Genomic DNA, 14,507 nt, shown 5'->3' with positions numbered 1-14,507 from the left:
GGGCGCTGATAAACCACATCAGAAACGGCAGGGCCTACGCAAGTCTCGTTGGTGCGGCTGCATCCTACGCAACTGCGACTTCAAACACAGTCAAGTTTTCAGCGTCGGTAGTGTAATTTGATCTAGTCAACCGCCGTCAATTTCTGAATAATAGCGAGACTTGTGAACTCTGTCACAAAACGTCAGGATGTCCCCAGTTAACGACCACCCGGCAGCGCCCGATCTAACGTGCGCCAGGATCAACCAACATGCGTAGTTTAGCCAAATTGTTCGCATCTGATGACGGCAAGATGTCTTGCCAACGCGCCGCGTTGCGCCGGTGCCACAGTTGGCTGTTGATCCTCCTGACAACCACCGGGTTGGGCATAACCCGCCCGCTACTGGCTAACCCGCCCGTGTCAGTTGTGGTCAGCGTCGCGCCGTTGCAAACAATAGTGGAGCGCGTCGGTGGCGAGCAGGTCACAGTGACCACGATGGTACGCCCCGGGCAAAGTCCGCACACCTACGACCCCACGCCGCAGCAGATCACCGCGTTGGCACAGGCCAGGGTGTACGTCCGCATTGGCGTCCCGTTTGAAACCGCATGGTTACAGCGTTTTCAAGCGGTCAACCCAACCTTAACCATTCTCGACGCCCGCGCCGGCATCAACCTGCGCCACCATGCCCAACCAGCGCCCGCTGCCCATGACACAAATGATGATCTTCACAATAAATCAAATCATCACACCGATGCGCCCACGGCCGAGTTGGACGTCCATCTGTGGACTAGCCCGCGTTTAGTGCGCAGCATCGCCCAACAAGTACGGCAACAACTGGCGGCACTTGATCCGGCGCATACGGCGGATTATCAACGGCGGCAACGCGCATTTGACGCCGAGTTAGCGCAATTAGACACCACAATCGCCGCCAAATTGCGGCCATTACGTCACCGCACCTTTTTCGTTTACCACCCCGCCTGGGGCTATTTTGCGGATGCGTATGATTTAACGCAGGTGGCAATTGAACATGAAGGCAAAGAACCTAGCGCTCGTCACTTAGCGCAAGTGATTGAATTAGCAAAACAATCAGGCGGGCGGGTGATTTTTGTCCAGCCACAAATCAACCCGCGTTTTGCCGAACAGGTTGCGCAAGCGATTGGTGGCCGCGTGGCAACAATTGACCCACTGACGCCCGATTACGCCGCTACCCTGTTGCATATGACAGACGTGTTGCTCGAAGCAGACACATTCGCCGGCGGAGCGCCATAACGTGACTGGCGCAACACTGACACTTCCCGTTATCCACAGTAACCAACTGGGTTTTTGTTACGGTAGCACAGTCGTGCTAGACGCGGTGGATTTGACCGTCCAACGTGGTGAATTTATTGGCATTGTTGGCCCCAACGGCGGCGGCAAAAGCACCCTGCTTAAGCTCATGTTGGGGTTACTCAAGCCAACCAGCGGACACTTGACCGTGTTGGGGCAAGCGCCGCGTCAAGTGCGCCGTCAAGTTGGTTATGTACCACAGTACCCAGGATTTGCGCGAGATTTTCCCATCACCGTCGAAGATGTGGTATTAATGGGACGGTTAGGAATTGGCAACATTTGGGGACGCTATCAACCCGCTGACCGCCACGCCGCCCAACAGGCATTGGTGGAAGTCGAAGCCATTGAATTAGCACAACGCCCCATTGGTACGCTGTCAGGTGGACAAACCCAGCGGGTTTTATTAGCCCGCGCATTAGTCAGCGAACCAGAAATTCTATTACTGGATGAACCCACCGCGAATATTGACCAGCGTGTTGAAGGCGAAATTTTTGAATTATTAGCCGCGCTCAATAGCCGCTTAACCATTGTTGTTGTCTCACACGACATCGCCTTTATTTCGCATTATGTCAATCGCGTTGCCTGCTTGAATCAGACGCTCATATGTCACCGCACCGCCGATATCAATGGGCGAATGATTCATACGCTCTATGGCGGTGATGTGCGGCATATTGCCCATCGCTGGGCATCTTAATAGCGAACACGGCAATGCAAGAGTTTATTCAAGCATTTTGGCAATACAGCTTTTTACAACAAGCGTTAATTGCCGGATTATTAGCCAGCATTGGCTGCGGTTTAATCGGCCCCTTTGTTGTTGTCAAGCGCATTACTTTCCTCGCCGGCGGCATTGCGCATTCCGTCCTCGCTGGCATGGGTGCCGCCGTTTATTATCAATTTAATCCATTAATCGGCGCATTAATTGCCGCAATCTGCGCTGCATTACTCATTGGCTGGGTACGTTTGTATTGGCACACCCGAGAAGACACTACCATTGGTGCATTATGGGCCGTCGGCATGGCCATTGGCATTATTTTTATTGCCTTAACCCCAGGCTACACCACCGATTTAATGAGCTTTTTATTTGGTAATATCCTACTTGTCCCACGCCATGAATTACTCTTTATGGCTGGTTTGGACATAGGAATCCTATTGATCGTGACGCTATTTTATCGGCAATTTGTCGCCGTCGCATTTGACGAAGAATTTGCTCAGTTGCGCGGCATACCAGTCGTGTTCTTTTATCTATTATTATTAGTACTGGTCGCCATCACCGTCGTTTTAATGATTCAGGTCGTGGGATTAATTCTAGTGATCGCGTTATTGACATTACCGGCGGTGATTGCTGGACAATGGACACATTCATTAGCCAGCATGATGATGACCGCCACCGGAGTAGGGAGTTTGCTAATTGTCATTGGTCTAGGGGCATCCTATGCGCCCGATTTACCACCTGGGCCAGTGATTGTGTTATTTGCTGGGGCGCTGTATCTCTTATCGAGTGTGATGAGTCAACTTTATTATCTGTGGCAACACCGCCGCTATTCAAAATGAACAACAGAGGAAATAAAACCATGAATGCAGTCCGCTTACAACAAGCATTGGCACAAGCCGAAATGCTTTGCCACGCTCGTGGTGTGCGTTTAACCGATCAACGCCGCCGTGTTTTAGAAATTATTTGCCGTGCCGATCGCCCATTAGGCGCGTATGCGATTTTAGAAAACCTCCGCGACGGCACCCGCGCCGCCCCCCCAACCGTGTATCGTGCATTAGACTTTTTATTAGAACAAGGCCTCGTTCACCGATTAGAAACTTTACATGCATTCATTAATTGTACGCATCCAGAACAAGCACACAACAGCCAATTTCTAGTTTGCAAACAGTGTGGTGAAGTAAAAGAATTTTCCGATCAACGCATTAACGATGCAGTCAATGCGCTGGCAATTGAAAATGGTTTCCAACTCGTACATCCAGTGGTTGAATTACTTGGCAACTGTGGACATTGCACCACCGGCGCCACTAAAGCGGTTTAATTATTCAAGATTCAATCCGCAATGGCATTGCATCAGCGCCAATCAGCATTAGAACACACGCACGATTCACCGCATGGTTGGCAAATACTTTTAATTACAGTGCGGGACCCACGCGCCCGCACTTTATTATTCCTCGGGTTTGCAGCCGGCTTGCCCTTATTATTAATTTTTTCTTCACTGTCATTATGGCTGCGTGAAGCCGGTGTTGACCGTCAAACTGTCACTTTCTTTAGCTGGGCAGCATTAGGGTATTCATTCAAGTTCCTATGGGCGCCATTAGTAGATCGGTTAGCATTACCAGGATTAACGCGCAGACTAGGGCGCCGCCGTAGCTGGTTAATTGCCGCCCAAATCGCCATCATTATTGCCATGTTATTAATGGCTTTCACTGACCCAGCATTAGGGCCGCGGCACCTATTCACTCTAGCGCTAGCCGCTGTTTTATTAGGTTTATCCGCCGCAACTCAAGACATCGTCATTGATGCGTATCGCATTGAAATTGCCCCACCCGCTATGCAGGCATTATTAGCTGCTACTTACATTGCGGGTTATCGTGTCGGCATGATTGTCGCAGGTGCAGGTGCATTGTCATTAGCTGCGTGGTTCGGCTCCAGCAGCGCCGTCTATTCTTATTCAGCTTGGCAAGCCACTTATTGCATCATGGCAGCGGTCATGTTAATTGGCATCATCACAACATTAACCGCATCTGAACCTACAGTTGCAACACAAAACACTGCTGAAAACGATCAATTTAATTCACGACACAACGCCCGACTGGTCGCGTTATTTTTAATCACAGCCAGCCTCTTTGCTACGACGTTCTTTTTAACTTCACAAGTTTTTAATGCGTTTACCGCACTAAGTGAGAGTAGCGTATTAATTGCGTTTATAAGTGAAGCCGCGCATTTTTTATTTGCATTATTAACGGCGATTATGAGCGGTTGGTTATTGGTGCGTTACGGTTTAGTGCAATCACATTATGCCCGAGCCACTTGGGTTGCGCCCATTCTTGATTTTTTCCAACGTTATGGGACGCGCCCCGCGTTATTATTATTAGCCTTAATTGGCTTATATCGCATTTCTGACATTGTGCTAGGCGTCATTGCCAATGTGTTTTATCAAGACCTGGGATTTAGCAAACCCGAAATCGCCGGTGCTGTGCAAACCTTCGGCGTTGTGATTAGTTTAATCGGTGGTTTTTTAGGCGGGTTATTAGCAACGCGCTTTGGCGTCATGCGCATTTTAATGCTGGGAGCAGTGTTGTCTGCGCTGACTAATTTAGTGTTTATTGGATTAGCCATTGCGGGACATCAATTAGTTTTATTGTATGTCACGGTCAGCGCAGACAATTTAGCAGCGGGATTAGCCAGTGCGGCATTTATTGCATTTTTATCTAGTCTAACCAACGTTTCTTTTACCGCTGTACAATATGCTCTATTCAGTTCAGCGATGACATTACTACCCAAGTTACTTGGCGGCTATTCTGGCAGCATAGTAGAAACTATTGGTTATCCGGCATTTTTTGTTTTCACAACCTTAATTGGGTTGCCAGTGTTATTACTTGTGTGGTTGGCGCGGCACATTGTACAAATAAAAACCTAACCTGTCAGCATGTGATTGATAATCGCGGAATAACCCAGCCGTTTTATTTAATAACCTGACAAGTGCGCGCCTGCCATGATTTACTTTAATAAGTCACACAAGATCGCATGATAAATGCGCGTCAATTGTTCCAGATCATCCACTGCAACACACTCATCAACTTGATGAATAGTTGTATTGACTGGTCCAAGTTCTAGAACTTCAGCCCCAGTTGGCGCAATAAAACGTCCGTCGGATGTTCCGCCACTGGTAGATAACACCGGTTCATACCCTAAAATCGTTTGCACGGCTGATTGCGTCGTTGTCACTAATTGACCGACAGGGGTCACAAATGGTAATCCAGACAAATGCCATTCTAATTCGTAATTACACAAGCCCTGATCGAGCATTGCAATGACACGCTGTTGAATGATTTCCGGCGTTAATTCAGTTGAAAACCGGAAATTGAATTGCAAATCTAAGATACCGGGAATGACATTTTCAGCACCGGTGCCAGCTTGAATGCCCGATATTTGAAAACTGGTGGGAGGGAAATACTCATTACCTTGATCCCACACTTCATTACAAAAGCGCACTAATGTCGGTGCAAAATGATGAATAGGATTGTCGGCGCGATGGGGATAGGCAACATGTCCTTGTTTCCCAAAGATACGCAATCGTGCATTCAAACTGCCGCGCCGGCCATTCTTAATACAATCACCTAATTGTTGAGTACTCGTCGGCTCACCAATTAAACAATAATCAATTTTTTGCCCGCATGTTTGCAAATGTTCAATAACTTTTGCCGTTCCATCAATTGCCGGTCCCTCTTCATCACTGGTTAATAAAAAAGCTAACTTACCACGATGGGTTGGGTTTTCTTGAATAAATCCTTCGGCCGCAACTATCATTGCTGCCAACGAACCTTTCATATCCGCCGCACCGCGCCCAAATAACATCCCATCCCGCAATGTGGGTGTAAATGGGTCTGATGACCATAAATGTAACTGCCCTGGCGGCACCACATCGGTATGACCGGCAAAACAAAATAATGGTGACTCATTTCCATGCCATGCCCATAGGTTTGTCACATCCCCAAAAGGCAGAGATTCAATATGAAAACCACACTTGGCAAGACGCGCAATAATTAAGTCCTGACAACCAGCATCCTGTGGTGTGATTGAGGGTAGAGCAACAAGTGCCTGTGCCAATGCTAATGTTGGTGAACAATCAGAATCCATGAGTTAAAACCATTGAATATCAAAATATCTGGCATGATGCTTTAATTGTTTTCTAAAGCAGCTTCTAAAACCCGCCCGGCATTTTCGGGTAACACAATATTTAATTCTAAAATTTCTTGATTCCCTTCTTGTTCATAGCGTACCGACACGGACGCTAAATCAACATTAACATATTTACGAATGACATCAAGAATTTCTTGTTTTAAACTAGGCAAATAAGACGGGCGATCTCGTGCCATACGATCATAAGCAACTAAGATTTGCAAACGTTCTTTGGCAATGACCGCAGAAGTCTTATTGCGATTAGTATTACCTGCCTCGTTATTGCGAAAATAATCGGCAAATGATGACATATTAACCTCCAAAGAGTCGTCCAAGAAATCCTCTTTTACCTGCTTCAATAAAACGAAATGGCACTTCTTTCCCCGTAAAGCGCAATACAGTGTCTTGATAGGCGCGTCCCGCATCGGACTCAGCATCGAGAATAACTGGTACGCCGGCATTGGAGGCGTTTAATACGGCTTGTGATTCTGGAATCACTCCTAATAACTTGAGTGATAAAATTTCTTGAACATCGGTGACGCTTAACATTTCGCCGCGCACGACCCGCTCCGGGGAATAACGGGTCAATAATAAATGTTCAATAATTGGTTCAGCATCCGTTTCGGCGCGTTTTGATTTGCTTGATAAAATACCCAACATTCGATCTGAATCACGCACTGATGCCACTTCTGGATTAGTTACCACAATAGCATCATCGGCATAATACATTGCCATCATTGCGCCGTGTTCAATACCAGCTGGGGAATCACAAATGACATATTCATAACTGCGACCTAAATCTTCTAATACCTGACCGACGCCATCTTTAGTCAACGCATTTTTATCACGCGTTTGTGACGCCGGCAAAATGTATAATTTGTCACAACGTTTATCACGAATGAGCGCTTGATTAAGATTGGCTTCACCATTAATCACATTGACAAAATCATAAACTACGCGGCGCTCGCAACCCATAATTAAATCGAGATTGCGCAATCCAACATCGAAATCAATGACGACGGTGCGATGCCCCAACATCGCCAATCCCATTCCCATTGCAGCCGCTGTTGTAGTTTTACCCACACCACCCTTGCCCGAGGTGATAACAACAATTTTAGCCAATTGCGTATTCTCCCAAACTATCTAACGTTGTTGATGGAAACACTGATTCAAGCCTCTAATGTTGCCTTGAATTGTCGCGGCATCATTTTTTAATATTTTATTTAGCCGCAACAGCTTAATTGAGACAATTTTACCAGCAGTTTCCTATTCATAGTTTGACATAATTAATGTGACGACACTGTCAAAACGTGTTCTATATTAAAGTACTTCTGTCAAGACTATCACACGACATATCAATGTTTTCGTGCTACAGCGCACATATAGTTGTGTTTGCGCATCTGGCGTTAATTGTACATCAACTGTTAGTTTTTTAATATAATCCGCCTCTGAAGTGGCAAGTTTATAAAATAAAACACCGCATTTTATTGGCAAAACGTTGTCCGCATAACCACTTGTATTAGGCAAGCCAAACTAAATGATTACAAAGATTCAATACGCAACATGTCACGATCTAAAAAGATTTGTGCCCGTTTACCTTTTAGATCATTGGGGATATTTTCATTCACGCGATAATGTCCAGCAATAGCAACTAATTCCGCGTGTAAATTTTGGCAAAAAATGCGTGCTTGCGCATTCCCTTTAATACCAGCGAATACGCGGCCGCGTAATGAACCATAGACATGGATATTGCCATCTGCCATCAGTTCAGCTCCCGAACTGACTGGTGCAATTACGGTTAAATCACCACTTGCAACATAAATCTTTTGTCCTGAGCGCACCGGCCGTGTAATAATCATAGAATTAAATTCATGCCCCAAGCCTAATGTCACTTCGGGTAATGATGGCGAGGTTTCAACTGGTTTAATTGCACGATTAGCGCGTGGTGTTGCTTGACGTGAATGAGAATGTGCGCCATCACCTAATAAAGCAAGTTGTAGGGTTTTTGCCGCCTCTTGTTGAAACGCATCGCCGCCACGCAACCCAATTGGAATCATGTGAAAGCGGCGCAGCAAATTAACAATATATGATAAATCAACGGGGTCATCTGTATTTGATAATTCGCTGATATCTATGACCACTGGGGTATGATGAAAGAACTCTGGTGCCTGCTCAACACGTTGTTCTATTTGTATTGCAATTGTGTCTATTGCTGTATGCAGCAAACGAATCACAGGTAAAGTAAAGGTAGCGGCTTTAATGTCAAGCGCCGCAACCTCTTGAGAAACCGAAGGATCAACAAAAACTGTCATGCTGTGATTCGCGCTGAAACAATTAAAACGAGTTAAATAACCCGACCCTTCACGCTGTGATTTTAAATATGTTAGGACGTGCGGCAACAACACGATGGTAGCGTACTTTATTTACGCTACACAGTATTTGCCAATCACTTCACTCAATCAAGCGGGGCATTGCAAATAAAGATCAACACATTTGTCATTAACCCGGCGGCCATTGCAAGGCGCGTCCACCTAATAAATGGACATGCAAATGGAAGACAGTTTGTCCGGCTTGCGCATTACAATTAATCACAGTGCGATAGCCGGCGTCAGCAATGCCTTCTTGGGCGGCAATGCGGGCGGCAGTGAGTAATAATTTTCCCATCAATTCGGCATCATTATCATTTACGTCATTTAAGGTCGGAATGGAACGGCGCGGAATAATTAAGATATGCACCGGTGCTTGGGGATGAATGTCACGAAAAGCGACAACATCATCATCTTCATACACCACATCAGCGGCCATTTCACCCGCTGCAATTTTACCAAAAATTGTATCTGACATCATGCAGCCTCATTATCAATTTTGCGCCATTTTCTGACGATTTTATTCAACGAATCAACGGGGATTATATGCGCCAACATTTAGGATGTTAATATCCAAAAGCACCGACGTTTTGCATTTACCATTAAAATGGCAATTTCATACCCGGCGGTAATGGAATGCCGGCGGTTAATTCGGACATGGTTTGTTGCATCCGACTTTTTACACGATTGACAGCATCATTCACTGCGGCGGCAATTAAATCTTCGAGCATGTCTTTATCATCGGTCAATAACGATGGGTCTAATTCAACCCGCTTGACTTCATGTCCACCGGTCATGGTCACGCGCACCATGCCGCCACCTGATTCACCAGTGACTTCTTCTTGGGCGAGGCGCTCTTGTGATTTTTGCAGTTCTTGCTGCATTTTCTGCGCCTGTTTTAACATTGATCCAAGTCCACCTTTCATCATCACCATTCCCTCATGTTATTAACATTGCGATACATACGCGATTAAAATTCAATTGGCTAATTCAGCCATGTGCCGGTTTAAGCATCCGATAGTTTGACAGTGCCGGGAATTACTTTGGCGTCTAGTTTTTCTTCTAATTCTTGCCCAACCGGATCATTTTTTAATATTTGTTCAGCAAGTTGTTGGTTCTGTTCAATCTGTTTTTGTTGATAATTGGCCGGCGTTTCTAATACAGTTGACGCAATCGCAATTGCTGATGTTTGATTTGCATTGCGGGGAATAATGTCTAATTTTAATGCCGCGCCCAATACAGTTTTCAATATCTCTAATAACCGAGTTTCCGCGCTCTGGCGCAAATGCGCCTGGTCAGCATCCAATACCAAACACAAGCGGTTATTTTCCCACGAATGAAATGCACAATGCTGCGCTAATTGCGTTGATAATCCCCCACCAGTTAATCGTAACCGTTGCAGCAATTGCCGCCACTCGTGGTCATTCGTTAATTGCACCACCCCACCCGGGTCATTGGTAATCACCGGTTCATTGGCAATGGCGGGGGAAATTGACGCGGGTGACGGCGCGGGCGGACGTGGCGACGATGCCACAGTTGCGGCGGCGCTACTGGGCATGGGCGCAGTCGCCGACGGCGCAGCGGCGGGCGCATCATCCGGCCGAAACGCCAGCGCCCGCAGTAATACCATTTCAAGTCCCGCTCGCGGACTCGGCGCCCACGCCAAATCTTGCTGCCCAAGCAACGCGATCTGGTAATACAGTTGCAAATCTTCCGCCGCCGCCGCGGTCGCCACCGTGCGCAGCCGCTCGGCATCGGGATCGTCAGCCGCCAACACGCTCGGCACCTGTTGTATCAACGCCAACCGATGTAGCAATTCGATCACAGTGCGCAACACGCCGGCAAAGTCTGGTGTCAAATCCGCAACACGTCCGATTTCGGCCAATAACCGCGCCCCATCCCCGGCACACAGCGCCTCAACCAGCGTCAAGGTCACGTCCTGATCGAGCGTTCCCAACATGGCGCGGACGTCGGCGACCGTCAATTGCCCGCCGCCAAACGCAATTGCCTGATCGAGCAAACTCAAGCCATCGCGCATACTGCCGTCGGCCGCGTGGGCAAGCAAATACAGCGCCTGCTCGTCGTAACCAATCGCTTCGGCGGCGAGAATGCGGCGGAATTGTCCCTGAATTTGCTCAGGTAACAAGGGTTTAAGATTGAATTGCAAACAGCGTGACAGCACCGTCGGCGGTAATTTTTGCGGATCGGTGGTGGCTAGAACGAACTTGACGTGCGGCGGCGGCTCTTCCAACGTTTTCAGTAACGCATTGAAACTATGGCCAGAAAACATGTGTACCTCGTCAATCAGGTACACTTTATAACGGCCGCGCACCGGCGCAAATGGCACGTTTTCCAGCAACTCGCGGGTCTGATCCACTTTAGTGCGCGAGGCGGCGTCCACCTCGAGCAAATCCAAAAAACGCCCTGCATCAATTTCCTGACATGTGGTACAAATCCCGCAAGGCGTGGCGCTGATGCCCTGTTCGCAGTTCAACGCTTTGGCCAAAATGCGCGCCAGTGTCGTTTTACCAACACCGCGAGTGCCGGTGAACAGATACGCATGATGCAGTTGGCCGCGGGTCAGCGCGTTGGTCAGCGCCTGCACGACGTGGGTCTGCCCGACCAGATCGGCAAAAGCACGCGGCCGCCATTTGCGCGCCAACACTTGATAAGCGGGCGGGGCGGGATTGGATGGGGTGGCGTGAGGGTCAGCCATAGCGGCGAATCACCGATGTTGAGTGTGAATCGGCTTTCGTCACACCAACTGGGTTGGATACCTAGCAGGAAACGGGGTTAAGAATAGCAGAATAACCCAGCGCGGCGCGGTCATAAATGGGTGGCAACCCACGCCCGCCACACTCCGGCACTCACTGCAACCGCTGCGGCTGCTTCCTTCCGGACCTGACCGGGTTCACGGCGTTGTGTTGCGAAGGGACGAACGTGGTTTGCCATAATTCAGAAACTGTCGTGACTTGACTGGTTGACGGGTCAAAATAGCAAATTGTTTTACCTAATACAAGTAAATCATGCGGCGGCGCGCTCGTGTCAGAGTAACGCGCTGTCATCACCGAATTAACCGCATCATCATTACCCGTGTAATTGCCAATTTAATCGCCGTGTTCATTGCCAGTTTATCATTAACGCGCCAGTAATGGTTTTAAGAATCGCCCGGTATGTGAGGCGTCACACTGCGCAATGTGTTCAGGCGTTCCCATTGCCACGACCCGCCCACCTTCATTGCCGCCCTCCGGCCCTAAATCAATCACCCAATCCGCTATTTTAATCACATCTAAATGGTGTTCAATCACCACAATTGTATTACCTTGATCACGCAGGTGATGCAGTACGTCTAATAATAACTTGACGTCGTGGAAATGTAAACCTGTGGTTGGTTCATCTAAAATGTACAGCGTGCGGCCGGTCGCTCGTTTAGATAATTCCCGACTAAGTTTAATTCGCTGCGCTTCACCACCGGATAGCGTCGTGGCATTTTGCCCCAAGTGCAAATACGATAAACCTACCGCCATTAATGTGTCTAATTTGCGTTTTAATAATGGCACGGCGGCAAATACGTCGAGCGCCTCCGCCACCGTTAATGCTAATACATCAGCAATGGTGCGGCCTTTATAATAAATATCTAAGGTTTCACGATTATAACGCCGCCCATTGCACACATCACATGGCACATAGACATCGGGTAAAAAGTGCATGGCGACGCGAATGACACCATCACCAGTGCAGGCTTCACAGCGCCCGCCCTTGACATTAAAACTAAAGCGCCCGACGCTATAGCCGCGAGCGCGTGATTCGGGAACGGCGGCAAATAACTCGCGGATTAAATCGAATACGCCGGTATAGGTGGCGGGATTAGAACGCGGCGTGCGGCCAATTGGACTTTGGTCAATTTCAATCACCTTATCGAAATGCTCTAGCCCGTGAATGCTTTGATAAGGTGCAATGGTGACTTGCGCTTGATGTAAATGCTGGGCAATGATCGGATAAAGCGTGTCATTAATGAGTGTGGATTTACCCGAACCAGACACACCCGTCACGCAACACAGCGTACCAATTGGAATGCAAATATCAATTGCTTGTAAATTATTACCACTGGCGCCGGTTAATTGTAAAACCCGCATCGGGTCTATTGCGCGGCGTTGATTTGGCACTGCAATTGTTAATTCACCTGATAAATAACGCCCGGTGAGTGACGCCGGTTGCGCCGCTAAATCGGCCGCCGTGCCTTGCGCAATCACTGTGCCGCCATAGGCACCGGCGCCGGGGCCTAAATCAATAATATGATCGGCGGCGCGCATGGCTTCTTCATCATGTTCGACCACAATGACTGTATTGCCCAAATCGCGTAAATGCGCCAATGTCGCTAATAACCGCGCATTATCGCGTTGATGCAAACCAATTGATGGTTCATCCAACACATATAAGACACCAACTAATGCCGCGCCGATTTGACTGGCTAAACGAATGCGCTGCGCTTCACCGCCAGACAGTGTTTCGGCATTGCGATCCAGACTTAAATAATCCAATCCTACCGCAATTAAAAACTGCAAGCGGGACGTGATTTCTTTTAATATCGGGGCGGCAATGGCTTGTTTAGCACCAATTAACTCAAGCTGCATAAACCAATGCAAACAGGCATGAATGGGCAATGCGACTAATTGCGGCAGCGTATGATCGCTAATACGCACCAGTCGCGCAATTGAATTAAGACGAGCGCCATTACACGCCGGACAGGGTTGTTGGGTGCGATAACGCGCTAATTCCTCGCGCACCGCTGGCGAATCAGTTTCCCGATAACGCTGTTCCGTGAATGGCACAATACCAATGAATGGCGTGCTAACATCTTGAATTAAACCGCCGGTGCCGTATAAAACAACCTGCTGTATTAATGATGATAACTCACACCAGGGCGTATTCAAATCAAAGCGCAACTCTTTGGCTAAATTGGTCAATAACCGAAAATATTGCGGCTGTTTTTTATGCCAACCGGGAATGGCGCCATCCGCTAAACTGCGGGTCGGCTGCGCCACTAATTTGATTGAATCAAAAAAGGTTTGTACTCCTAAGCCATCGCAGTTTGGACATGCGCCCGTCGGGCTATTAAATGAAAACAGACGCGGTTCTAATGCCGCCACGCTATAGCCGCAAATTGGACAACCGAAGACAGTGGAAAAGGTATTTTCTATTCCAGTGTCATGTTCGGCAGTCATCTCCATACGCACAGCGCGCACCGTGCCGCCAGACAACCGCACCGCTGTTTCAATAGATTCCGCCAAACGTTGGCGCTGTTCTGGGCGAATACGCAGGCGATCAATCACCACTTCAATTTGATGTTTATGTCGCGCATCTAATAGCGGCGCTTCCTCTAATTCATACAGCGCACCATCAATTCGCGCCCGAATAAATCCTTGTGCCTGTAATTCGTTAAATAATTGACGGTATTCACCTTTGCGCGCCGTCACTAATGGTGCTAATAACATCACCCGCTCGCCGTCCGGCCAGGTTAATAAATGATCCACAATTTGTGTAATGGTTTGCGCATTTAATGCTTCGCCGTGCTCTGGACAATAAGGTGTCCCAATTCGTGCAAATAACAAGCGTAAATAATCGTGAATTTCGGTAATGGTACCGACGGTGGAACGCGGATTATGAGACGTGGTTTTTTGGTCAATGGCAATAGCGGGCGATAACCCGGTAATTTGATCTACATCCGGCTTATTCATTAATGATAAAAACTGCCGCGCATAGGCTGACAAGGATTCAACATAGCGCCGCTGGCCTTCCGCATAGAGCGTATCAAAGGCGAGTGATGATTTACCTGAGCCAGATAAACCAGTCATCACAATCAATTGATGACGCGGCAAATCAAGGTCAATGTTTTTTAGATTATGCGTGCGAGCGCCGCGAATACGAATGTAATCATCCATT

13 protein-coding genes and 1 other RNA gene are annotated in these 14,507 nt (G+C 47.9%); 5 read left to right on the top strand and 9 right to left on the bottom strand.

The annotated features are described in order from the left end of the window. Positions 1–248: 248 nt before the first annotated feature. The 5 genes from HUK38_RS11275 to HUK38_RS11255 are packed head-to-tail and all read left to right on the top strand — an operon-like array spanning position 249 to position 4,936. The gene (locus tag HUK38_RS11275) at positions 249–1,247 is read left to right on the top strand and encodes a metal ABC transporter solute-binding protein, Zn/Mn family (protein ID WP_238787613.1); all 999 of its coding nucleotides are present in this window, start codon (positions 249–251) and stop codon (positions 1,245–1,247) included. A gap of 1 nt (position 1,248) precedes the next feature. Further along, the gene (locus HUK38_RS11270) at positions 1,249–1,998 is read left to right on the top strand and encodes a metal ABC transporter ATP-binding protein (protein WP_420825174.1); all 750 of its coding nucleotides are present in this window, start codon (positions 1,249–1,251) and stop codon (positions 1,996–1,998) included. Positions 1,999–2,012: 14 nt separating this feature from the next. Beyond that, on the top strand, positions 2,013–2,855 hold the full coding sequence (locus HUK38_RS11265) for a metal ABC transporter permease (protein WP_182584435.1): 843 nt from the start codon (positions 2,013–2,015) through the stop codon (positions 2,853–2,855). A gap of 20 nt (positions 2,856–2,875) precedes the next feature. Next, on the top strand, positions 2,876–3,334 hold the full coding sequence (locus HUK38_RS11260) for a transcriptional repressor (protein ID WP_182584434.1): 459 nt from the start codon (positions 2,876–2,878) through the stop codon (positions 3,332–3,334). A 21-nt stretch (positions 3,335–3,355) separates the two neighbouring features. After that, on the top strand, positions 3,356–4,936 hold the full coding sequence (locus HUK38_RS11255) for an AmpG family muropeptide MFS transporter (protein ID WP_182584433.1): 1,581 nt from the start codon (positions 3,356–3,358) through the stop codon (positions 4,934–4,936). 80 nt (positions 4,937–5,016) lie between these two features. Here the strand turns inward: HUK38_RS11255 and dapE are convergent, their stop codons facing one another. From dapE to uvrA, 9 genes are all read right to left on the bottom strand, one after another. Continuing rightward, a complete protein-coding gene (gene dapE, locus HUK38_RS11250; RefSeq protein WP_182584432.1) occupies positions 5,017–6,156 on the bottom strand; it encodes a succinyl-diaminopimelate desuccinylase in 1,140 nt (379 codons plus the stop codon). A 41-nt stretch (positions 6,157–6,197) separates the two neighbouring features. Next, the gene (gene minE / locus HUK38_RS11245; RefSeq protein WP_182584431.1) at positions 6,198–6,509 is read right to left on the bottom strand and encodes a cell division topological specificity factor MinE; all 312 of its coding nucleotides are present in this window, start codon (positions 6,507–6,509) and stop codon (positions 6,198–6,200) included. A gap of 1 nt (position 6,510) precedes the next feature. Beyond that, positions 6,511–7,320 (bottom strand): septum site-determining protein MinD, encoded by an 810-nt coding sequence (gene minD, locus HUK38_RS11240; protein WP_182584430.1) that lies wholly within the window; start codon positions 7,318–7,320, stop codon positions 6,511–6,513. A 419-nt stretch (positions 7,321–7,739) separates the two neighbouring features. Further along, positions 7,740–8,510: a septum site-determining protein MinC gene (minC, locus tag HUK38_RS11235; protein WP_182584429.1), complete on the bottom strand. Its 771-nt coding sequence runs from the start codon at positions 8,508–8,510 to the stop codon at positions 7,740–7,742. Positions 8,511–8,697: 187 nt separating this feature from the next. Continuing rightward, complete coding sequence (locus HUK38_RS11230) at positions 8,698–9,042, bottom strand: histidine triad nucleotide-binding protein (protein WP_182584428.1); 345 nt, start codon at positions 9,040–9,042, stop codon at positions 8,698–8,700. Positions 9,043–9,166: 124 nt separating this feature from the next. Then, the gene (locus HUK38_RS11225; protein WP_182584427.1) at positions 9,167–9,493 is read right to left on the bottom strand and encodes a YbaB/EbfC family nucleoid-associated protein; all 327 of its coding nucleotides are present in this window, start codon (positions 9,491–9,493) and stop codon (positions 9,167–9,169) included. Positions 9,494–9,570: 77 nt separating this feature from the next. Continuing rightward, positions 9,571–11,280, bottom strand: coding sequence for a DNA polymerase III subunit gamma/tau (dnaX, locus tag HUK38_RS11220; RefSeq protein ID WP_182584426.1), 1,710 nt, complete (start codon positions 11,278–11,280; stop codon positions 9,571–9,573). A 128-nt stretch (positions 11,281–11,408) separates the two neighbouring features. Beyond that, positions 11,409–11,505, bottom strand: an RNA gene (ffs, locus tag HUK38_RS11215) — signal recognition particle sRNA small type. Between the two features lie 196 nt (positions 11,506–11,701). Further along, the gene (gene uvrA / locus HUK38_RS11210; RefSeq protein WP_182584425.1) at positions 11,702–14,506 is read right to left on the bottom strand and encodes an excinuclease ABC subunit UvrA; all 2,805 of its coding nucleotides are present in this window, start codon (positions 14,504–14,506) and stop codon (positions 11,702–11,704) included. Position 14,507: the final 1 nt, after the last annotated feature.

It is taken from the genome of Thiospirillum jenense (assembly GCF_014145225.1).
Lineage (GTDB): Bacteria > Pseudomonadota > Gammaproteobacteria > Chromatiales > Chromatiaceae > Thiospirillum > Thiospirillum jenense.
Note: the sequence above shows the minus strand (reverse complement) of the source record. Positions and strands in the feature narration are given on the sequence as shown.

Excerpts from the sequence above, each read along its gene's own strand:
- HUK38_RS11275 (WP_238787613.1), top strand. The coding sequence starts at position 249 with ATGCGTAGTTTAGCCAAATTGTTCGCATCTGATGACGGCAAGATGTCT.
- HUK38_RS11265 (WP_182584435.1), top strand. The coding sequence starts at position 2,013 with ATGCAAGAGTTTATTCAAGCATTTTGGCAATACAGCTTTTTACAACAA.
- HUK38_RS11260 (WP_182584434.1), top strand. The coding sequence starts at position 2,876 with ATGAATGCAGTCCGCTTACAACAAGCATTGGCACAAGCCGAAATGCTT.
- HUK38_RS11255 (WP_182584433.1), top strand. The coding sequence starts at position 3,356 with ATGGCATTGCATCAGCGCCAATCAGCATTAGAACACACGCACGATTCA.
- dapE (WP_182584432.1), bottom strand. The coding sequence starts at position 6,156 with ATGGATTCTGATTGTTCACCAACATTAGCATTGGCACAGGCACTTGTT.
- minE (WP_182584431.1), bottom strand. The coding sequence starts at position 6,509 with ATGTCATCATTTGCCGATTATTTTCGCAATAACGAGGCAGGTAATACT.
- minC (WP_182584429.1), bottom strand. The coding sequence starts at position 8,510 with ATGACAGTTTTTGTTGATCCTTCGGTTTCTCAAGAGGTTGCGGCGCTT.
- HUK38_RS11230 (WP_182584428.1), bottom strand. The coding sequence starts at position 9,042 with ATGTCAGATACAATTTTTGGTAAAATTGCAGCGGGTGAAATGGCCGCT.
- HUK38_RS11225 (WP_182584427.1), bottom strand. The coding sequence starts at position 9,493 with ATGATGAAAGGTGGACTTGGATCAATGTTAAAACAGGCGCAGAAAATG.
- dnaX (WP_182584426.1), bottom strand. The coding sequence starts at position 11,280 with ATGGCTGACCCTCACGCCACCCCATCCAATCCCGCCCCGCCCGCTTAT.
- uvrA (WP_182584425.1), bottom strand. The coding sequence starts at position 14,506 with ATGGATGATTACATTCGTATTCGCGGCGCTCGCACGCATAATCTAAAA.